Below are 22,382 nucleotides of genomic sequence, written 5' to 3'. Positions count from 1 at the left end.
GTGCTTTATACAAATTTAAGCAATCCATTCATATGTAATCAAAAACTGTCTTTTTTTATTTCATTTTTTAAGATTCTAAAATTTAATCGGTCAATAATTATTAACTAGCTTCTAAAACTTTAAAAATATTTTTTTATCGACCAGTTTAATGCTTGTCTGCTAGAATCAGTTTTCATTTGTAAAATTATTTTTCGGACAGTTTTAAATAAAAAACCCTGTACCAATAAGCTGGTACAGGGCATTTATTATATAATTTCGAGTTTCTGATTACTTTACATCAAACCAAAGTTTTGTTGTAAGTAAATCTTTTCCTTGAACAGCAATTGCCGCTTGGTAACTATTTCCGTTTAAAGACTGCTCTGTTCCTGGGTAAAAGAAACGAGACGGAATTTTGCCATCTAAAACCGTAGCAGGGCCAGCAGTTAAGACAGGGTAATCGAGCCTTCTCCACTCTGTAAAGGCATCAAGACCTTGTCCGAAAAAGGCAATCCATTTCTGCGTACCAATTGATTTAGCATAATTTGATGCATCGTATTTTACTGATGCCTGATTTAGGTAATTCGTAATAACCGCCGCATCGGTAATACCAAATTGATTGAATGATGCTGTAATTGCATTTTTATATAACTGCTCTGAATCACCTGCAATATAACCGCGGGCTGCTGCTTCTGCAAGATTAAATAATGTTTCAGAATAAGAAGCAATAACAGCTGGCGATGTTGAAGTTAGGAAATAAGTTCCTGGTTTTGATGTTTTTGCAAAACCTTGACTATTAGCATCACTGTTAGATAAACCATTAGCACCTCCAACGTATTTACCAACACTCGCATCTGATGGAAGCTGTGCATAAACTGGTAAACGCGGATCTGATAATACAGTTAACTGATCAACCATTGTTTTAGAAATACGGTAATCATCACGTGTTTCAAACCAAGCTGAAGCTGGATTTTGCTGAGGCGAACTAATATAAGTAAACTTAAATGTATCATTATTACTGCTTAAAACTCCTGCTGCGTCGGCTGTTGCTTCTATAGCAGCCTGTTTAGCTAAATCTGGTTCTCTGTCAGAAATTCGCAGCGCTATACGAAGACGAAGTGAATTTACCAGTTTTTTCCATTTAGCGATATCACCTTTATAAACCAAATCACCAGTTACAGTACCGCTTGATGCATTTAATAAAGTCTGAGCTTGTTTCAAATCTGCCAAAAGACCTGTATAGACATCTTTTTGAGTATCATATGCCGGCGTTACTTTTTGACCTGCTTCTTTGTAAGGAATACTTCCGTAAGCATCTGTCAGCAATAAAAATGTCCATGAACGCAGCGTTAATGCAATTCCTTTATAATTTGAATTTGCCTGAGCATCTGGAAAATTAATAATCGTATTCAAATCTGTAATCAAGGTTGCGTAACCTGTATTCCATAAAGAAGTGAATGAAGTATTCGAAACATCATATCTGTCTGGCTCAGTATATTGGATTTTAGCCCAATGCTGCACAAATAGTAAAGATGAATCAAAGTTATTGGTTGAACCCCAGTATAAGTCGGCTCCTTGTTTTAAAGTTCCTGTTAGCAGATAAGGTGCTAATGGTGTTTCAGTTGCATTTGGATTTTTATTAATATCATCCAATGTATCACTGCACGAGGTCAATGTCAATGCAAATAGAGTTATATATGATAGTTTTTTTAACATGATTTCGTGTTTTTAAAATTTAAGATTAACATTAAGACTGAAGTTTCTCGTTGTTGGCAAAGATAAACTCTCCAAACCTTGAGCATTTCCAGTATTGAAAGCTGTTTCAGGATCAATATTTGGTGCATCTTTGTAAATAAAGAATAAGTTACGACCAACTGCTGTAATACTTGCTCCCTCTAATCCCAGTTTTTTAGCAAATGATTTTGTAAAATTATAAGCCAGTTTAATTTCTCTCATTTTTACAAAAGTTGAGCTGTAGATATAAGCTTCGCTAATGTTGTATGAAGCTTTGTAATATTCCTGAGCACTAATAACTTGAGTATTTGGAGTTCCATTATCATATACTCCGTTAAAGATCATTCCGTCATCATAAACCGTTGTCCCTGCCGGCGGAGTTCCTGTTACTAAAGTTTTTGTAGTACCATTTAAATAGTAGCTTAATCCTCCATTTTCAGCACCACGTCCTGGAAGCGTATTAGCCAATACTCCTGTATAAGTACCCGTTCTATTTGTTCCAGAGAAAATTTCTCCTCCTACACTTGCATCAATAAGGAATGATAATTCAAGGTTTTTATAAGTCAATGTATTTGTAACACCTGCTAAATAATCTGGCGTGTAATGTCCTAAAACTTTCTTGGTCGGATCAGCTTTTGGTAAACCATTTGCTCCTACTACGATATTTCCGCTGGCATCACGCAGGTAAGCAGTTCCATAAAGCGCTCCATAAGCCTGTCCTACAGAAGCTAATACTTCAACACCTCCAGATGAACCTATTGTATAGTTTTGAATTTGTTTTGCATAGTCCAAGATTTCTACTTTACTTCTATTTCTAGAATAATTGGCACCGATATTCCATTTGAAGTTTTCCGTTTGAACAGGGCTTCCATCCAATTGAATTTCTATACCGTTATTGTTTATTTTACCTGCATTGATTAACTGTGAGTTGTAACCACTTGATGCTGTTGTTTTAATCTCCAAAATCTGATCGAAACTATTTGTATTATAATAAGCAACGTCAAAATGCAGTCTGTTTTTCCAGAAAGAAGCTTCTAAACCTACTTCGGTTGAGCGTGTTGTTTCTGGTTTCAAGTTCTCATTTAATTTCCTTTGTGATGAGGTTTGAATTGGATTTCCATCAAACGCTGTTTGGAAATTATAAACTGTTGCCAATTGATAAGGATCTGCATCATTACCTACTTCAGACCAACCACCGCGTAATTTTAAGAAATCCAGCGTATTGCTTTTGAGTTTCAAAGCTTCAGATAAAATCAAACTTCCATTAATAGAAGGATAGAAATAAGAACGATTTGAACTTGGCAATGTAGATGACCAGTCATTACGAGCTGTAAGGTTTAAATAAGCAAAGTTTTTATAGCCTAATTGTGCAGAAGCATAAGCACTATAAACTCTTAATCTTGACAAATAATTAGAAGAAGTCAATGGATCTCTAGAATTTGTTAGCGTATACAAATCAGGTACAGCCAAACGCGGTGCTTTTTGATAATTGTTTGCATCACTGTGGTTACGAATATTGAATCCAGCAAGAGCATCTAAACTAAAATCATCATTTAGATTTTTAGTATAAGTAAAAATCCCTTCTGTATTTTGCTCATTTACAGTGTAAGCATCTTCAGCATAAGATCCAAAAGGCGTTCCATTAGTACCATATTTAATCGTGTACTTTCTACGATCGTTATAGTAGTCAACTCCTGTACGGAATTTAAAGTTAAGTCCTTCAGCCAATTTTGCATCCAAATGGACGTCACCAATTATACGATTACGCTGCTGGCTGGTAGTATTGTAATAAGCATTCCAATACGGATTACTGTAGTAGCTGTTGTTCCAGTTAACATCTCTATTGCTTTGCAGCTCATTGATATCTACCTGACGGCCAAACCAAAGGAACTGAAGCATTACACCAGCAGCACGGTTTCCAGATGGACCACCAGGTAAGGCTGGAGCATTAGTCGTAATATAGTTACCCGTTACCCCAACTTTTATGTTTTTGGAGATTTGGTAATTCGTATTGATTGTAAAGTTTGTTTTGTTTACTTCACTATTAGGAACCGTTCCCAATTGTTTTTGGTTATTTACCCCTAAACGAAAATCTGATTTTTCGTCAGATCTGGCAACAGAAATACTATTATCGTACGTAACACCAGTATTAAAAAAGTCTTTTACATTATTAGGATGTGCAACAAAAGGAACTGCCTCGCCGTTGGAGAAAAATTGCGGAATAAGACGTCCGTCCATTCTTGGTCCCCAGCTTTCGTCAACACCATCATTTACACCGCCTCCTTTACCATCTACAAAACTAAATCTTCCGTTAGATCCTTGTCCGAATGTATTTTGAAAGCTTGGCAGTGTCGCCACTTGAGAAATCGTTATTCCAGAATTTAAAGTAATTCCCAATCCTTTTTGACTTTTTCCAGATTTAGTGGTGATCAAAACAACACCATGCGCCGCACGTGATCCGTAAAGAGCTGCAGCATTCGGTCCTTTCAATACTGTTAAGGTTTCAATATCATTCGGATTCAAATCTGCAATTGCATTTTTAAAGTCACGAGTCGCTCCTCCAACACTTCCTAACTGAGAGTTATCTACAGGAACTCCATCTACTACAAACAACGGCTGGTTATTTCCTGCAATAGAAGTTTCCCCACGAATAATAATACGTGAAGATCCCATATCCCCTTGAGAGTTGGTAATACGAACTCCTGCTAATTTTCCGCTAAGACTATTCAAAAAGTTGGTTTCTTTTGTCTCGGCAATATCTTTATTCTTAAGAGCTTGCGTTGTATATCCTAAAGATTTCTTTTCTTTTGAGATACCAAGTGCAGTTACTACAACTTCTGATAATTGATTTTGTTCTTCAGTAAGTTCAATAACTACAGCATTTTTATCGACTACAACTTCTGCTTTTTTATAACCTAAATAACTAACTATTAAAGTATAAGGGAATTTTTGCCCCGTTTGAAAGTAAAATTTACCATCAAAATCTGTTTGAACTCCGTGTGTAGTTCCTTTTATATTAATAGAAGCACCAATAACAGGCTCCTTCGTAACAGCATCGACTACTGTTCCTTCAAGTTTAGACTGAATTAAGGGTTTGGTTTCTTGAGCTTTAACTCCTACGGAAATCAAAAAAACACACAACCAGATATATCTATTTAATTTTTTTTTCATTATTTTCTTTTAGTTAATAAATAAGGCGGTTGAAAATATGATTACTCTACTTTCACATTCCTTATAGAGATGTACAATTTATTTAAGCTTTGTAATTTCTGCTATAACAGAAATATTTTCATCAGCAGCACATTCGTTTTTTCATTTCTTTTTTTTTTGATTATTATTTATGGCCTATACAATATTTCAATTCTTAAGTACTTTAAGAGATATGATTTAACAGAGAAAATTATCTTAAAGTCAATACCTACAATACATCTTTAAACTCGACTAATTTGATAGAACAAAAGTATATTAAATATTTTAGTTCCAAAATTTTAATCTATATTTTTGCAAAAAAAATGTTAACAAAAACGTTTTAGTAGTTTTAATACACTAAAAATAAAGGAGTTATTAAATCAAGACATTCCAGATATTCTGTAAGATTTTTTTTAATAGTGATTAACGGGAATTAGATTTTTATTAAGAGATTTTAAGTTTGTTTTATTCTTTAGACCTGAAAAGAAGCATTTTTTTTGACTATTTTTGTAGAAATACTATCAAATGAAGCGTTCTGGTACAGCTGATCTCCCACTACATTATGGACAAGTTCCATTATGGCTTTCCGAAAGAATGTCTAAGCTTGGTCTAGCGATTGTCGAAACTATTGCATTAGAATTTTCCACTTCCGAAGTTATAAGTAAATTAAGTAATCCATTTTGGTTTCAAAGTTTTGGTGCAGTAATGGGAATGGACTGGCACTCTTCAGGAATCACAACATCTGTATTGGGAGCACTCAAAAAATCAGTAAATCCACACTCAAAAGAACTAGGTATATACATTTGCGGCGGTAAGGGAAAGCATTCTATGCTTACGCCCCAAGAACTTTTATTTGTAGGTGAAAAAACAGGTCTTGATGGTAATAATCTTGCCAATTGCAGCAGACTTACCGCTAAAGTAGACAATACGGCTATTCAGGATGGATTCCAATTATATCAGCACAGTTTTATCGTCGATAACAAAGGGCAATGGGCTGTTATCCAGCAGGGAATGAATCCTAATTCTAAAACTGCCAGAAGATATCACTGGCATTCTCAAGATTTAAAATCTTTTGTAGAAGAGCCTCATACTTTTATTTATGGCGAAAATCAAGGCAACATCTTAAATCTTACCGCTCAGGCGGCGTCAAAATCAAGAGATGGAATTTTAGAATTATGCAAAGAATCTCCAGCAAAAATCATGAAAGAAATGCAGTATCTCTCGATGCCGGCGCACCATGATGTTAGAATGGAAGATGTAAACATGAAAAGACTTGGCGCAATGCTCTGGACAACGCATGAAAATAAACCCGAAGATTTTGAAGAGTTGCTGCTTTTAAAAGGAATGGGACCAAGAGCACTGCAATCTCTAGCTTTGGTAAGCGAGGTAATTTACGGCACTCCTACCCGATTTGAAGATCCAGCCCGCTTTTCATTTGCACACGGAGGAAAAGACGGACATCCATTTCCAGTTCCGGTCAAAATATATGACGAGACAATTGATACTTTACAAAGAGCAATCAATCGTGCTAAAATTGGTAATTCGGATAAAATTGCTGCGATTCAAAAGTTATCTGAAATATCTAGAAAAGCGGAAGAGAACTTTACTCCTAATTCTAATTTTGATGCATTGATTCAAAGAGAAAGAGAGCAATCTCATTTATATGGAGGAAAAACCATTTTTGGAGACGCAAAACCTCCAAGAAAAAAACCTTCAAATCCTAATAATAATCAGCTTGAATTATTTTAAGATTTAAAAACTGAAAACTTTACGGCATAAAAAAAACCTCCAAAATCAAATGATTTTAGAGGCTTATGATTTCGTTTGCAATAATAAATATTACAAATCGTTGAATTCGTGTAAAGATTTTAACGTGCTTTCGTAAAATAAGATAGCCGCGATAAGATTTCCTTTATCAGAGTAAGGCATCATTTTTCTTTGAAACTCTACTGTAGTATCTAAGAAAGTTGTAGTACCTATTGCTTGATTATCTAATATCTTTTTGTGATCACTATCGTCTGGAATACCTAAATCCGCCATAGTAACTCCTGGTTTAGTAACCAAAGCAATGTAAGGAAGAGTTTTTACTAAAACTTTAATACGCTCGATGTACAATTCTAAAAGTTCTCCTTTTTGCATACCGCTCAATTCTTTTTGATCGTGGTATTTACGGATAATAGCTGTTGTACTAATAATACTCTTTGGAGCATTTTTTGCCTGTGCTGATATAGCACCAGTCGTCAAGCATAAAAGGAAACTTAGTAAAATAATGTTGCTTTTCATTTTTATGTAATTGGGTTGTTGATTAAAAACAAAAATATATAAATTAAGTTAAAATACAAGTTTATTATTTTCTTTTTTTTTGAAAATATTAACAATTAACGCTGTACTAACCTGTAGTTCAGTTTATTAATAAGACTGAACAATTTTAGGAATATTTGCCATCTCTTCTGCCGGCTTTATTATCCTAAAACGGCCTGGATATTTGATGTAAATACTTTTTTTATTACCGTAATAATCCATAAAGTCCTCACACACAAACACTGCGTGTGCTTTTGACCATGCCACAACACCACAATATTCGCTTCCAGACTCTCTTTTTAATTTCTGAATCTGTCTGCCTACCGAAAAACCTAGGTATTTATAAATTGTGGGTGTATAGACAGTTCCGTCTTCTAAATCTTCTAAAGCTTTTTCAAAAGTGGATTCTTTATCTACAATCTGTTTGTATTTTGCCATAACTGCATAAGTCAGTATGGCATAATCTGTAATTTTTTCGCTGTCGCAATTGTCTTTGATGTATACAAATCCAGCAGAAATTTTAGCTGTATTTATTTCCTCATTTTTCAGATTAAATGAGGCATTATTTTTTAGTGTTATTTTTTGAAGACTATCGTTTATTTTTTCAGTTACAAAAAGATTGTCTAGTCCATAAACATTAAGTGCTGCTTTAATAAAAGCGATTGACGAACAATTGGTGCGCTCACCTTGTTTAAAGCTTTCGAATATTTTATCTGAACTTAATTGAGAGTAAGAATTAGAGTAAGAAAACAGTAAAAATAAAAATATCGAAGTAACAGATTTCATTGTTTTTAAATTTTATAATTGTTTCCCAATTCATCACTTTTGGGAATGGACATATTTTACAAATCTATAAAAATCGGCGCATATTTGTTTTCTTCTTGTAAATTTTTATCCACAAAATGCAAAAGAAAATCCAATTAGGAAAACAGCCAAAATTAAAAAGTCTCAAACATAATTTGAGACTTTTTATAATTTATTTTTTTTCTTCATTATTCAACTTATCGTCAAAATCGGGTTCTTCACCTTTAAACTTATGAGTGTCAACATCATAATTTTCATCATTTGTTAAAACTTCATCATGATCTTTATATTGATGTTTTCTCATATCATTTCTATCAGTTCTATTAGCAGAATCACTATTTTTAGTGATGTTCTGATTTTGATTATTTGCTTTCATAATTTCTAAGTTTTAATTTTCACTAAATTACTTCAATACCAGCATTTAAGCTTATATAATCATTTTTAAAAGTTATAAAATACCACTTCCATAGCGGATAGTATTTTAAAAGCAAGTCTCATTTGTTTTTTAATATTTAGAGTAATTTTGTGCCCGTAATCTTTTGCCTTAAATTTGCTGCTTTAGAATTGTTTTTTAAAACGATTTATAAAAGACATTAATTCCAATTAGATTCAGTTATAAAAGAGTGAGAGTAAAAAAGAATGAAATAGAAAAAACCAGCTGGACTATTTGTGAAGAATGTCAGGGCCGTGGTAAAAAAAGCCGCAGACTGAGCAAGAAAATACGACTTCAATATCAAACGGAACTGGAGGATTTCGAAAAATCAAATGGTGAAGGAATAGCTCCAATTCGGCCTAAAGCCCATCTTTACACATGTTTGAACTGTAACGGATCTGGATTGATTCCTTCGTCAAGTCATCCAACGGCGGATACAGAAAATTATCCTCATGTTGCAATTATTGGTGCAGGAATTGGAGGCGCAGCTTTAGCTTTGGCATGCCTTCACCGCGGTATTCCATTTACACTTTTTGAGCGTGATGTTAATTTTTCGGCTCGCTCTCAAGGATACGGACTTACACTACAGCAAGCAAGCAAAGCGATTGAAGGACTGGGAATTTTTTCATTGGAAGAAAAGGTAATTTCTACCAGGCACATCGTTCATACCACAGACGGAAAAGTTATTGGAGAATGGGGAATTAGAAAATGGCTGGAATCTGGAACAAAAACAACTGCCAAACGCACCAATATGCATATTGCACGACAGTCGCTTCGGTTAGCAATGTTAGAACAGCTTGGCGGAGATGATACTGTAAAATGGGGACATCAATTAATTGATTTTAAACAAGGTGGAGATCAAAGCATCAATCTAAATTTTCACGTAAATGGAGAAACCAAAAGCTTTAATGCCGATCTTGTTGTTGGGGCTGATGGTATTCGAAGTTCTGTACGTAAACTATTGATAGGCGATACTATTAGTCCGCTGCGTTATCTAGACTGTATTGTAATACTTGGAATTTGTCCTCTAAAAAATCTGGAAGATCATAATAGTACTTTGTTAGATGCTGCGACGGTATTTCAAACGGCTAATGGCAACGAAAGAATCTACATGATGCCTTATACTACCGACTCCATAATGTGGCAGCTCAGCTTTCCGATGTCAGAAGCAGAAGCAAAAAAATTAAGCGCTCAAGGACCAAAAGCACTAAAAGAAGAAGCATGCCGAAGAACACAATGGCACGATCCTATTCCACAGATTTTAAGCGCTACTCCTGAGGGTAAGATTTCTGGATATCCTGTATATGATAGAGATTTACTTCGATCAGAATTACTGCATAATGCTGGTCCAGCAACCTTAATTGGAGACGCTGCTCATCCAATGAGTCCTTTTAAGGGACAAGGTGCCAATCAAGCTCTACTCGATGCGCTTACACTGGCCCGCGTTATTTCAAAAAAATGCAAACCATTATCGCAATGGAGAAAAAGCGGCATTCGCGAAAGCGTATTAAATGAGTTTGAAAACGAAATGTTAGAACGCAGTGCCGTAAAAGTAAAAGATTCCGCAGATGCCGCACAGTTCCTCCACTCTGAAATTGTACTTCATGAAGGCGACGAACCAAGAGGACGCTGTTTAAAAAGTAAAGAATCAAAAAAATAACAAGATTAGTAAAAGCTAAAAGCCCATTCCTATTCGGTTTGGGCTTTTTGTCTTACAACTTGATTGATTTTTTAGTTGATTTTAATTATTAGCAAGAGCTTTTAATGCTATATAGCGATCTATGCTTTTAAAATCATGTCCTTTAGCTCGCATCGATTTAATAAAAGATGGAGTCGTTCCTGTTGCTTTTGCTCCAACAACTTCTTCTAAGTCTAAATCTTCAAAACCAAGACTTTTATACTCTTTCATTAGTTCAGGTGTTACATCTTGCGATTTCAAAGCAATTAAATTATCAGCAGGAATATTTTTGTAACCTGCATTTTGAAAACTCTTAATGTATTCTGGAGTAACATTTAGCGATTTCATGCTAATTAAATCACTGCTTGAAAGATTGTTGTATCCTAACTTTTTGAAAGAATCAACAAACGCCTGATCTATATTTAATGACTTAAACGTAATAATATCATCATCGTCGCTTTCGTTTTCATTGCTGCCGTCGTCAACTTTATTTTTATTGCTTTTTTTAGCAGTAGTACGGAAATCAGTGATGTATTTTGCATCAATACCTTGTGCTTTTAATGCAATAATATTTTCTGCACTAACATCTTTATAACCTGAATTACGTATTTCTTCAATAAAAGTTTTATCTATTCCTAATGATTTAAATGGAACCAAATTATCCAAATCAATGTCTGGAATTGATTTTTTAATCGAAGTAATATAAGCTTCGCTAACATCTAAAGCTGCTAGAGGAATAACTTGATCTTTATCCAAATCCTTGAATCCATTTTTCTTAAGCATTTGAACATAAGATAGTTTTACATTAATCATAAAGAAAACCAGAAAATCTTCGTCTTTCTTAAGATCAACTCCCTCTTTGCTCATTGATGTGCGGTATTCTTTATTTGGCGCAAATTTATAGGTTCCCATTCCTCGGTCTCCTTCAAATTTTCCTGTAAAATGCATTGTTCCAGCTTCGCGTGCTATAGTAAATTCGCCCTGCTTATCTCTCGGAAGATTATTAATTTCATTTAGCTGAAAATTAGTTGAAGAATTGTCATTTTCATCGCCTTTAAAAGTAATTTCTATTGAATTACCTTTAATAACGGCAAACCAATTTCCATCTGTCTGCATTCCGTTTTGAACAACTTTGTCCTGTTTAGCTTCCCCAAGGGAAGTTAGGTTTTGACTCTGCGCTGCCGGTTGATTAAAAAGGCAGGCAAAAAGCACCATTAAAGGCACTAGGAAAAAATATTTCCAAGTGGTGTGCACATTTGATTTTTTTGAGTTCATCATGATGATTCGTTTTTTTAATAATGATTGATTATAATTAGTTGTAAGACTCAAAGGAAATTGCGGCGCGGCAACTTTTAGCAGGCTAAATTGATAACTTTCTCTCTCGACGTTATCTTGTCGCAGCATTTGATCATCGGTTAAAAATTCAAGATTGGTTTCTAATGCTTTTCGCCATTGCCAAGCAAAGGGGTTAAACCATTGAAAGATTAGAACTATTTCTGCCAGCAGCAGATCGATAGTGTGTTTCTGCTCAATATGAATTTTTTCATGATCTAAAATTTGATTGTAAATTTCCCATTCATACTTTTCGGGATTAATGAAAATATTATTGGCAAAAGAACACGGTGCTTTGTCACCTGTTACTTCGACAATGCGAAATTTACCATCTTGGATTACTGATTTAGAATTGGCTCTTAACAGCAGTATAACAGCCTGCATTAAAAAATTAAACCCAAAAACCACTACACCAAACCAATATAAATAAACCAGACACTGCAGTAAGAATTCAACATTGATTACTTGTTGAGTTTCTTCTGTAAAAATGGGCTGTTGCATTTTTTCAGTCACGACAGATGTACCTGCAGGATTGACAGCAGAAGTTGTTGTTATAGTAGGAGTATTTTCTATCGGCGCTTTTCTAAAGGACAATTGATGCGGTATTGGAACCAAAGGCAGAACAAAAGCCAATACCATACAAGTCAGCAGTATATACCTATTTAAATGAAAAAAAGTTTCTTTTTGCAGCAGCAGTTTATAAAATATAAAACAGGCTGAAAGAATAAGGGCTGTGTATAGAATGTACGGTATCATATCTTTTCTTTTTTGATTATGCTGACAATTTCGTCCAATTCCTTTTCTGAAAGCTTTTGTTCTTTGGCAAAAAAGGCTAGCATTCTTGGGTAAGAGTTATCAAAATACTGACTTACAATATCCTTCAAAGCAAATTGCTGATATTCTTCCTTACTGATAACAGGAAAAAAGCAATGCATATTCCCAGCAGTTTCATAATTCAAAAATCCTTTCTCAGCAAGGATCTTTACAATTGTTGCAACACTGTTGTAATGTGGTTTTGGATCTGGCAGCAACGGAATTATATCTCTAATAAAAGCTTTTTCTAAATCCCAAAAAACCTGCATGATCTGTTCTTCTCTCTTCGCTAATTTTATCATGGTTAAATATTTTGATGCAAGATACTACTAATTAATTAGTAGACAAACTAATTTGTTAGTTTTTTAACTAATGACTTAGTAATTACTTTTAAAAGGCAGTAAATAATCCCATTAAAAGAACAAGTACACGCCTAATTATCAATCATTAAAACAACATCTGATTTTTTTGTTTATTTTTAGCATAACAACTATCAACCAAAACCTGAATGAAAAAAATAATTCTAATTGCGTTTGTACTATATGCAGGAGCAATAAAAACTTCTGCGCAAAACAACTATCAATTCAATAACCCAGACCTAACAATTGAACAGCGTGTAGACGACCTAGTTTCCATAATGACTTTAGACGAAAAAATAAGCCAGTTAATGGATTCCGCACCAGCAATCGCACGACTTGGCATACCCGAATACAATTGGTGGAACGAATCTTTACATGGGGTTGCCCGCGCAGGATATGCAACTGTTTTTCCGCAATCTATTTCTATCGCTTCTTCTTGGGATCGTCAATTAGTATTTGAGGTTGCAAATGCCATTTCTGACGAAGCACGTGCCAAACATCACGAATATTTGAGACGAGGACAGCATGGTATTTATCAGGGATTAACGTTTTGGTCTCCAAATATTAATATTTTTCGCGATCCGCGCTGGGGACGTGGTCATGAAACCTACGGTGAAGACCCTTTTCTAACCGGCCAGCTCGGACTTAATTACGTGAAAGGTCTTCAGGGAAATGATCCCAAATATCTTAAAGTTGTGGCGACAGCAAAACATTATGCCGTTCATTCTGGACCAGAACCGTCTCGACATACTTTTAATGCCGCAACCAGCGATATTGATTTGTACGAAACTTATCTTCCTGCTTTTCGAGCTTTGGTAAAAGATGGACATGTTTACTCTATAATGGGAGCATACAATCGCTTTAGAGGGGAATCCTGCAGTGCCAGTCCATTCTTGTTTAGTATTTTGAGGAAAGACTGGCGATTTAACGGCTATATAGTTTCAGACTGTGGTGCGGTTACAGATATTTGGAAATATCACAAAATAACGAAAGATGAAGCCGAAGCTTCTGCATTAGCAGTAAAAGTAGGCCTAGATTTAGAATGCGGCAGCAGTTTTAAATCATTAAAAGAGGCATTCGATCGTAAACTACTTACGGAAAATGATATTGACATTACGCTAAAACGTTTGTTTACAGCTCGTTTTAAGCTAGGAATGTTCGATCCTGACGAAATTGTACCTTATGCGCAAATTCCTTTTTCTGTAAATAATAACGCGGCACATGATTGGCTGGCACGCAAAGCTTCCCAAAAAAGCATTGTGCTTTTAAAAAATCAAAATCAAACACTTCCTCTTTCAAAAAATATTAAAACAGTAGCTGTAATTGGACCAAATGCCAATGACGTGCAATCACTATGGGGAAATTATAATGGTGTTCCGAGCAATCCTATTACTGTCTTAAAAGGTATTAAGAATAAACTTGAACCAAATGCAGCAATATTATATGCGAAAGGAACAGATCTTGCCAAAGGTGTTCCCGAAATGACTGTTATTCCTTCTATTTATCTTCAAAATGAAAATGGAACACAAGGTTTAACTGCAGAATATTTCGACAATACAGAGTGGCAGGGAAAACCACTTTTCTCACGTATTGATGACAAAATAGATTTTGACTGGGACATTGACACGCCTGATCCACGCTTAAAAATGGGAAACTATAGTGTTAAATGGACTGGCTATATCATCGCACCAAAAACTGGGACTTATAATATTTCGGAATGGTCAAAACCTTTTATGACCATTGAAGTAGAAACTGGAGAAACATCGGGTGGAAAAAATGAACATCATCCTAGAATTCGTCCCCAAAAAATTGAATTAACAGCTGGAAAAAAATATAAAATTACCGCAAAGTACAAAAACTATTACGGCAATGCGACAGCACATCTTTTATGGTCAGAACCGCAAGGCGATTTACTGGCAGAAGCAGTTCAAACTGCAAATCAAGCAGATGCTGTAATTTTAGTTTTAGGATTAAATGAGCGTTTGGAAGGCGAAGAAATGAAAGTGGAAGCTGATGGTTTTGATGGCGGAGATCGTACGAGCTTAAACTTACCTGCCAATCAAGAAGAATTAATGAAAGTAATAAACGCCACTGGAAAGCCTGTAATTTTAGTTTTAATTAATGGAAGTGCGCTGGCAGTAAATTGGGCAAACGATAATGTTCCCGCAATTCTAACTGCTGGATATCCTGGACAGCAAGGCGGTAACGCAATTGCCGATGTGCTTTTTGGAGACTATAATCCCGCAGGAAGACTGCCTGTTACGTATTATAAATCTGTAGAGCAGCTTCCAGATTTTAATAATTATGATATGAAAGGCCGTACGTATAGATACTTTCAGAAAAAACCTCTGTACCCTTTTGGATTTGGTTTGAGCTATACAAAATTCAAATACAGCAATATAGATGTTCCGCAAAATATTGATGCAAAAAATGATTTTGTCGTTAAAGTAGATGTCACAAATATTGGCGATCGTGACGGAGAAGAAGTTGTTGAATTATATTTAAAAGATGAAAAAGCCTCTACTCCACGCCCCATTTGGCAATTAGAAGGATTTGAGCGAATTGATCTAAAAAAAGGTGAAACAAAAACTGTTAGTTTTACCATAACGCCTAGACAATTATCAATGATTAATAAAAAAAGTCAGCGTATAATAGAGCCCGGATGGTTTACAATTTCAATTGGAGGAAAACAGCCTTATAACTCTAGTGATATGCAAAATGCACGATTTAATGTTACCACAAAAAACATAATACTTGAAAAGTAACTTTTTAAGACACTATTTTAGCTAGTACCTATAAAAAAAGCTAAACTGCATACGTTTAGCTTTTTCTATTTTGTTTCTTTTTATAAATCCTAAGCGATCTAGTTTTTTACAAAATCTGTATCGCTCAATGTTTTCATAAATGCGATAAGATTCGTTTTTTCTTCTTCTGTCAGAGGGATTCTTTTACCATTATTTTTAAAAATCGGATCGAGATTTTCCGAGTCTAAAACACCAGTATCAAAATAATCTAAAACCGATTTTAAAGTTGAAAACTGCCCGAAACTTCCATAAGGAGCCGTATGCTCAATATTTCGTAATGTCGGTACACGAAAACTCATTAAATCGCTTGGAATACCGGTAACTCTTGCACGACCAGCTTCATTAGAATTGGTATTTATGGGAAAACCGATATTTCTAAAGGTCTGGTCTGTAAATAATTCTGAACTATGACAGCTTGCGCATTTCTGTTGAAAAGTTTGATAACCCTGCAATTCACTTTCTGTAAAGGAAGCTACGTTTCGTTTTACTTTATCGTATTTACTATTGGCTGAAATTAATGTATACTCAAACTGCGCAATACTTTTAAAGATTCTTTCTGGTGTAATATTCTCATCGCCAAATGTTTTTCTGAATAAATCCTTGTAGACCGCATCATCTTTGATTTTACCAATAACTTCCAAAATAGACGAATCCATTTCTTCGTGAGTTATAATAGGAACCAACGGCTGATCTTCCAATTGGAGCTTACTTCCATCCCAATTGTAAAATTTCATAAAAGCCAAATTTTGAATGGATGGCGTGTTACGAAGCCCGATTCTTCCTTCAATTCCAACCGCTTGCGCATGCTGGTCTGCAAAAGCATTTGCCTGAATATGACAGCTTGCACATGAAATGGTATTATCCGCACTTAATCTCTTTTCAGAAAAAAGCATTTCACCCAATTCCACGCCATACTTAGTCGGCTTGTTTTGACTTACAAATGCATTTAACTCTGGAAATCCAGCAGGAATATTCAATGAAATTTCGGGATTATCAATAGAAATCATATCAGAATCATCGCTGTTACAAGATGTAAACAGCAATAAAAGCAATAGGAAACCAGCTATTTTTTTCATTTCAAATAATTTAAAACAGAACCGTCTCTTCTTTAAATTTAGACGGTTCTGAAAATATGATTTTAGTTTTCTACAGCTGTAACAGAAAACATTCCTGTAATATCGCTTAAACCATTTCCTCCGAAATTATCAACAAATTTCACCATTTGAGCAGCAGTGTGAACGTTTGGAGTTGCGTTATCTCCATTCCCTGTTCCTGTCGACAGCGTGATTGTATTTGTTTTTCCGCTTAACATTTTATCAAAATCAGCTTGAATTTTAATTTTAGGACCTTTACTTCCCACAACTGCGTTTGCTGTCAGGTTTAAAGCAATATCTCTGTAAGCGTTTACACCCTGCGTGTAACTTGATGGAACTCCGTTTGTACCTGCTACTGTACTTCCTGTATGAATAGACATTGTTTTATTATCAGTATCATAAAATCCTTCTACTTTTGTAAAACGGTAGCCGCTTCCCCATTCCCACATCATTGCTGTATCGTTAGCGCCGGCTGCTGCATAAAAATTTGGAAATCTCACCTGATCTAAAGTATTTTGTTCTGGTTTAATACCTAAACCAAACTTAATCTGCTTGTAAGATGCGGCAGGAACATTACTCAAAACATAACTTAATGAAGCCGTTTTTGACTGGTCGATAACTGTCGCTCCTTTATCCAAATCGTTTACATTGTATGGAACTTCATCTCCATTATCTTTTACAAGACGGATATTGCTGATTACATATTTTAATTCTGAAAAATGATGTACCTGCCCTGCTGCAGAAGTATTTATCGTCGCAGATGTTGAAGCTGCATTTCCTAATACAATAGTTGTGTTTTTGAAAGTATTATTGAATTCCAATGTTACATTATTCGCAACAGCATTGTCTTCATCGCTAGAACACGATACGAATGCCAAAGAGGCAATTGATAGTAATAAGTATTTTTTAAAATTTTGCATTTCTTTTATTTTAATTTTTGTAATTCTATTTATTAATTAAACCGAGGTAATCAATTCTAAAATAGGCGGCGGTACAAAAATTTCCAGATATGGTTCTATCAGTTCAAATTCTCTATAAATTACTGCTTTAGCAACTTTTATATTTTTTACAATTGGAATTTCAAATTCAAAATTAGAAGTTAAATAAATGTCGATTTTCTTGCCGATGCTGGTAAGTTCCAAATCGGTGTTATCTGATTTTTCTAGTTCTTTCTTTAAATGACATTTACCATGACACTGCAGTTCTGGCTTAGTTTTATTGACACAAAACTCTTTTTCTATTATATTCTGATTGAGTTTAAAGTGTACAATAATCAATGCCTGCTGGAAAGAAACCAGCAGAAACAGCATTGTCATTGTGAAACTAAAAACTTTTTTCATTTTGTTAGAAATTGAATTTTAAAGAAGTGAAAATATTACGTCCCATTCTCGGGATATTTCCCCAGTCGGCATAAGTGCTGTAATATTCATTTAAAATATTCTCTGCTCCAACCTGCAAAACGGTTTTTACTTTATTGATTTTAAAAGTATAATCGGCAGAAATATTCCAGATGGTGTAAGCAGATGTCAAATCTTCTCCATATTCTGGACTGTAATTAATCTGCTCAAAATCTCCATTTACAGAAGTTTGAATTCCGAAATTTTGATGCATAAAATGAAGCGAAGTCTGATAACTCAACGGACGAATAAAAGGCAGATTTCCTCCTTTATCATCCATTCCGCGTGCATAAGTCAGTGTTCCCTTCCAATGTAAATGCTCTAAAATATCATAACTGGCATTCATAGACATATTTAACAGTGTTGCGTAATCTAATGAAGTATAACCCTTTACCCCAACCGATTGATAATTCATAGGACTTCCCATACTTAAAATCCTTCCAATGATGTAATTCTCAATGTAGAAGTAATTTATTTTTCCCTGAATGCTTAATCTTTCGTTTTTAAAACCTGCACTTGCATTTCCTTCGTACGAAATTTCATTTTTCAAATTAGGATTTCCGATATAATCGTAACGATCAAAACTATTGTAGATATAGTAACCGTAACCCTCAGAAACAGAAGGTGCTCGATGTCCGTAACCGGTTCCAACAGAAAAATTAAATTGATCAATATTAAGGTTATAACCTGCATGTAAGCTTGGCAGGAATCTCGTTTTTTCCTGAGGCGCTCCAGGATGAAAAATCCAGTTGAACTCTACATATTTGGAGTAGTTGTAATTTACGCCCAAAGAACCTCCAAGATTTACCTGGCTTTTCTCCGATATATCCCAAGAATTATTCATCGAAAGTCCCGCATAGCGCGTCGTTACCCACGGCCAGCTGTACGCAAACATGGTTCTTTCGCTTCGATCCTGCGGATACATTCTCATTTCTGCAATCGATAGATTATCGTAAGCATTCAACTGTATTTCAGACGAATAATTATCTTTTTTTGCGTTTGCTTTAGAAACCAAACCATAAGTAGTGCTCCAGCCTGGCATGTCCATATGCACTAAATTTTCAGGACGAGTCGTATCATCCATATAATGCTCAATCGCGTTGAAATAGATTTTTGTATCGACTACTTTTATTAATCCGTCCTCAAATAATTGTTTATAAGATGCTGATGTAATAAGCGCACGCGAAAGTGATAAATCCATTGGAAGAGCGGGATATCCCACATCTTTTGCCATATCAAAAATTGCATCCAGTCTTACTGCCGATAAATCACTTGTTTTATAGGCAAAACCTAATGAAGTGTTGAATTTTTTATATTGGGAATGTTTGACTTCATTATTGTTTCCATCATAATAATCAGCAGCTTTTCGATAAGAAACACTTCCCTCGGCTACGAATTTTTCGCCCGAATATGCCACATTTCCTAAATTGAAAAATTGCTTATTATTAAATTCAAATCCGCTTTGGTATGTTCCATTCCATTTTTTGGCAAGACCAAATGGCGTGCTTTTTCTTTTTAAATCTATGCTTCCCGCAACAGTTGCACCATGAAGACCGCCTTCCTGACCTGACTTTATATCAATCGTAGAAAGATTATTACTTTCTACATAAGAAGTAATCGGGTCCATTTTATCGGTACAGGCTCCAAAAACGTGCATTCCGTCAATGGTCACTGTAGAACGTTCGGAACTCATATTATTCAGCAGCGGTTCCCATGCATAAGCACCTCTTTTTATAAAACTGATATTTTCCGATGATGATAAAAATTCATCAACTGAAACTGCCATTTTCATTTCGGTTTCGATTTTCTTTTTTGCTGCGCTTTTTACTTTTACTTCTTCTAAGCTTTTAATGCTGTCGTGATGAACATGTGTATTTTGAGCATTTACATACAATCCCAAAAAAAGTAACATTATTAGATATTTCATGTCTTTTAGAATAATGTATCAATATAAAGTTCACTTTTTACACCTTCAACTCCAGGCGTAAAATCTGTTGGAACCACAGTTCCTTTTAGGATTAACCCATTTTGATTCATCATTATCAAATTTAAAGTCCAGTTTCCTGTCATCGTATAATTGACGACTCCGTGATACAAACCGTCATTTTGCTGTGTCAAATCCTGATTATTGGGCGAAGAATGATTTCCCATTGAAGGCTCTGGCATTCTGGGATCTAATTTTAAAGTATAACCACTCACTTCTGAATACGAAAATTGTGAAGGATCTGGAAAAGTTCCAGCTGCATTAACTGGTTTATTATATTTATAAATGCCTGCTACTAATTTGTTTTCAGAAACAGTAGGTTTTTGAGGAGCGACCAATGCAATTACATATTGTTCATCGTCTTTCCCTGTAAACGTTGTCATATTCAGGTTTTTATTGCTTTGCTTTGCCACCGAAATATCTTTACTTAATTCATATTTCTGGTTGTCAGCAGTAAAACTCACATATAATTTCCAGCTGTCTGCTGTCTCACTTTCGCTTGTAAAAACAGAATATCCGGCGAAATATTTATTTACGTTATCGTATTGTAGCTTATACTCATGCGGACATGAAGTTCTGCCTCCATCGGTGCTGCTTTTAATTGGTAAAAAAGTAACTTCAGATGTGCTTACATTTTGGTTCGTCTGCGTATTTGTGATTTTTAAATGAAGCTCATTATAACCCTTATAAAATGTTCCATTTAGCGCTTCAATACTTATTTTAAAAGTACCGCTGGTAAACGAAACCGCTTCTTTAAACTCATAATTTTCTGGAACTTGAGAGCCCATTTCTGCTTCGTAATCTGTTTTGTCAATTGTGCAGGAAGTTAGTACACCTAATAGTGCAAGAACTAAAATTTTAAAAGATTTCATTGATATTAATGTTAGAAAAACTGTGTAAAATACAGCACAATGCAGTGAGATTTTTGCAAATCCAAAAAAGCGAAAGTGCCGTAAAATTTGATTTTTTTAATTGAAATAGAACATATAAATATATTTTTCAATTATTGAAGTAAGATCAATTATTGCTGCTGCAAGAAACCTGTCAAACAAATTGCTCGATAGGAGAAATTTATCTGTTATAATAAATTCATTTCAAAATGAAATATATCATACATTCTTGTATATCATTAAACATAAATAATGATATAATTTAAACAAAATAAACGGAAATATCGATCTGTATAAAACTAGACCGGAGGGTGAAAAGTAAGATTAGAAGCCGAGATTGGTTTCTTTTCAAATAAAGTAGATGTATTCTTTTTTGATTCCGTTACAGGAATGTTTTCAAAGCTGACTTCGGCAGTGCTTTGTACATAAACAAGCTCTAATTTATCTTTTAGGCTGTCCTGCATTTTCTTTTCGTTATCAGAATATTTTTTGATGCTTTTTTGAAGTTCGCATCGTCCGTTACAACTATTAAAAGCTAATTTACGCTGTACACAAATGGTTTGGGCTATTTCTTTCTGATTGATTTTGAATGAAGCATATACAAACAAGCTGCCAAATGATGGAGATAAAATTAATATAGAAAGTGCTATGATGATTAATCTTTTCAACTGCTTGCTGCTTTTTGAGCAAAAGTACGTACAATTTTGTATTTATTTTAACGAAAGCTGACTTTTTTATATCACTAAAAGACAAATTTATCTTATTGTAAATTTAAACCGCAAGATGATAATTTGACAACAATTTAAAATTATTATATAACAAATTGTGAGAGAGACTGTTTAATTTTGACATTACTTAACTTAACACCCTCAAAGTCATGGAAACTTCAAAAAACACTATAAAAAAAGAGCAGTCAACTTGCAGCACATTTTTGTGCATGGGAGAAAATGATGAATTGATATTTTTACGCTCATACAAGGGAGACTGGGGTCACTGGGACGACAAAATTGAAACTCCTGTATCTGACCGGGATTCAAATGAAAATATACAGCAGATTATGTAATCTACATATTCCTGCTTGTGGAAAAGTAATCTAGAAATTATTTTAGATTACTTTTTTATTTTAGATTACTTTCCTCACAACTAAAAAGATGTCGGAAACCTTCCGCATGAAGACTTGCTATTACTTCTTTTAAACCTTTCTGAATATTGGATGTAATAGATCTCAGCACATGTTTTAAATCGTTAAAATTATTTGGTTTAACAAAATAGCAGATAGCCCCTAAGCTTGTTGCTGTGTCCAAATCATTTTTGTGTGATGATGTTGAAATCATAATCACAGGAATATCTTTATAACGTTCATGTTGTTTCAAATACTTGAGACAATCCCATCCGTTCATTATTGGCATATTCAAATCCAAAAAAATAATATCTGGAAGATCTTCTTTCAACTCATTTAGTTTTTTGATAGCTTCATTCCCATTTATTGCCGTATAACAAATTATGCTTTCGTCAACATCAGCTAATGCTTCACAAAACATTTCTGTGTCGTCCATATCATCATCTGCCAGCAATATTGTCTTTTTTTCCATAA

The 22,382-nt window shown here is 34.6% G+C and carries 18 protein-coding genes; 4 read left to right on the top strand and 14 right to left on the bottom strand.

Translation table 11 applies throughout. The annotated features are described in order from the left end of the window. Window positions 1-267: 267 nt before the first annotated feature. Both HYN86_RS13825 and HYN86_RS13820 read right to left on the bottom strand, forming a co-directional pair. The gene (locus HYN86_RS13825) at window positions 268-1,692 is read right to left on the bottom strand and encodes a SusD/RagB family nutrient-binding outer membrane lipoprotein (RefSeq protein WP_113678563.1); all 1,425 of its coding nucleotides are present in this window, start codon (window positions 1,690-1,692) and stop codon (window positions 268-270) included. A 12-nt stretch (window positions 1,693-1,704) separates the two neighbouring features. Then, window positions 1,705-4,881: a SusC/RagA family TonB-linked outer membrane protein gene (locus HYN86_RS13820; RefSeq protein ID WP_113678562.1), complete on the bottom strand. Its 3,177-nt coding sequence runs from the start codon at window positions 4,879-4,881 to the stop codon at window positions 1,705-1,707. 543 nt (window positions 4,882-5,424) lie between these two features. On the opposite strand from HYN86_RS13820, the gene HYN86_RS13815 reads away from it, so the two are divergent. Further along, window positions 5,425-6,648: a DUF763 domain-containing protein gene (locus tag HYN86_RS13815; protein ID WP_113678561.1), complete on the top strand. Its 1,224-nt coding sequence runs from the start codon at window positions 5,425-5,427 to the stop codon at window positions 6,646-6,648. A 90-nt stretch (window positions 6,649-6,738) separates the two neighbouring features. Here HYN86_RS13815 and HYN86_RS13810 read toward each other — a convergent pair whose 3' ends face one another. From HYN86_RS13810 to HYN86_RS13800, 3 genes are all read right to left on the bottom strand, one after another. Next, window positions 6,739-7,182 carry a hypothetical protein gene (locus tag HYN86_RS13810; protein WP_113678560.1) on the bottom strand — a complete coding sequence of 148 codons (444 nt, stop codon included), beginning with the start codon at window positions 7,180-7,182 and terminating at the stop codon, window positions 6,739-6,741. A 126-nt stretch (window positions 7,183-7,308) separates the two neighbouring features. Further along, complete coding sequence (locus tag HYN86_RS13805; protein WP_113678559.1) at window positions 7,309-7,986, bottom strand: hypothetical protein; 678 nt, start codon at window positions 7,984-7,986, stop codon at window positions 7,309-7,311. Window positions 7,987-8,176: 190 nt separating this feature from the next. Beyond that, on the bottom strand, window positions 8,177-8,380 hold the full coding sequence (locus tag HYN86_RS13800; protein WP_113678558.1) for a hypothetical protein: 204 nt from the start codon (window positions 8,378-8,380) through the stop codon (window positions 8,177-8,179). Between the two features lie 247 nt (window positions 8,381-8,627). On the opposite strand from HYN86_RS13800, the gene HYN86_RS13795 reads away from it, so the two are divergent. Beyond that, on the top strand, window positions 8,628-10,097 hold the full coding sequence (locus HYN86_RS13795) for an FAD-dependent oxidoreductase (protein WP_205334602.1): 1,470 nt from the start codon (window positions 8,628-8,630) through the stop codon (window positions 10,095-10,097). 81 nt (window positions 10,098-10,178) lie between these two features. Here HYN86_RS13795 and HYN86_RS13790 read toward each other — a convergent pair whose 3' ends face one another. Both HYN86_RS13790 and HYN86_RS13785 read right to left on the bottom strand, forming a co-directional pair. Then, window positions 10,179-12,203, bottom strand: a complete 2,025-nt coding sequence (locus tag HYN86_RS13790; RefSeq protein ID WP_113678556.1) for a M56 family metallopeptidase — start codon at window positions 12,201-12,203, stop codon at window positions 10,179-10,181. Then, entirely contained in the window at window positions 12,200-12,562 is a 363-nt protein-coding gene (locus HYN86_RS13785; protein WP_113678555.1) for a BlaI/MecI/CopY family transcriptional regulator, read from the bottom strand. Before HYN86_RS13785 ends, HYN86_RS13790 begins: the two co-directional genes overlap by 4 nt. Window positions 12,563-12,768: 206 nt before the next feature. Between HYN86_RS13785 and HYN86_RS13780 the strand changes: the two genes are divergently transcribed. After that, window positions 12,769-15,384, top strand: a complete 2,616-nt coding sequence (locus HYN86_RS13780) for a glycoside hydrolase family 3 C-terminal domain-containing protein (protein ID WP_113678554.1) — start codon at window positions 12,769-12,771, stop codon at window positions 15,382-15,384. Window positions 15,385-15,482: 98 nt separating this feature from the next. On the opposite strand, the gene HYN86_RS13775 is transcribed toward HYN86_RS13780, so the two are convergent. The 6 genes from HYN86_RS13775 to HYN86_RS13750 form a co-directional block, all read right to left on the bottom strand. Then, window positions 15,483-16,499 (bottom strand): cytochrome-c peroxidase, encoded by a 1,017-nt coding sequence (locus tag HYN86_RS13775; RefSeq protein WP_113678553.1) that lies wholly within the window; start codon window positions 16,497-16,499, stop codon window positions 15,483-15,485. Window positions 16,500-16,561: 62 nt separating this feature from the next. Beyond that, window positions 16,562-17,437 carry an MbnP family protein gene (locus HYN86_RS13770; protein ID WP_113678552.1) on the bottom strand — a complete coding sequence of 292 codons (876 nt, stop codon included), beginning with the start codon at window positions 17,435-17,437 and terminating at the stop codon, window positions 16,562-16,564. A gap of 36 nt (window positions 17,438-17,473) precedes the next feature. Continuing rightward, the gene (locus HYN86_RS13765; protein WP_113678551.1) at window positions 17,474-17,857 is read right to left on the bottom strand and encodes a hypothetical protein; all 384 of its coding nucleotides are present in this window, start codon (window positions 17,855-17,857) and stop codon (window positions 17,474-17,476) included. 4 nt (window positions 17,858-17,861) lie between these two features. Then, window positions 17,862-19,841: a TonB-dependent receptor plug domain-containing protein gene (locus HYN86_RS13760; protein WP_113678550.1), complete on the bottom strand. Its 1,980-nt coding sequence runs from the start codon at window positions 19,839-19,841 to the stop codon at window positions 17,862-17,864. A gap of 5 nt (window positions 19,842-19,846) precedes the next feature. Next, window positions 19,847-20,770, bottom strand: a complete 924-nt coding sequence (locus HYN86_RS13755; RefSeq protein ID WP_113678549.1) for a hypothetical protein — start codon at window positions 20,768-20,770, stop codon at window positions 19,847-19,849. 317 nt (window positions 20,771-21,087) lie between these two features. Next, window positions 21,088-21,456 carry a hypothetical protein gene (locus tag HYN86_RS13750; protein WP_113678548.1) on the bottom strand — a complete coding sequence of 123 codons (369 nt, stop codon included), beginning with the start codon at window positions 21,454-21,456 and terminating at the stop codon, window positions 21,088-21,090. Window positions 21,457-21,665: 209 nt separating this feature from the next. Between HYN86_RS13750 and HYN86_RS13745 the strand changes: the two genes are divergently transcribed. Next, complete coding sequence (locus HYN86_RS13745; RefSeq protein WP_113678547.1) at window positions 21,666-21,851, top strand: hypothetical protein; 186 nt, start codon at window positions 21,666-21,668, stop codon at window positions 21,849-21,851. A gap of 55 nt (window positions 21,852-21,906) precedes the next feature. Here HYN86_RS13745 and HYN86_RS13740 read toward each other — a convergent pair whose 3' ends face one another. Then, window positions 21,907-22,380, bottom strand: coding sequence for a response regulator (locus HYN86_RS13740; RefSeq protein ID WP_113678546.1), 474 nt, complete (start codon window positions 22,378-22,380; stop codon window positions 21,907-21,909). Window positions 22,381-22,382: the final 2 nt, after the last annotated feature.

Origin of the sequence: Flavobacterium fluviale, assembly GCF_003312915.1 — a bacterium.
Taxonomy (GTDB): Bacteria; Bacteroidota; Bacteroidia; order Flavobacteriales; family Flavobacteriaceae; genus Flavobacterium; species Flavobacterium fluviale.
This window is presented reverse-complemented; position numbering and strand designations above follow the sequence as displayed.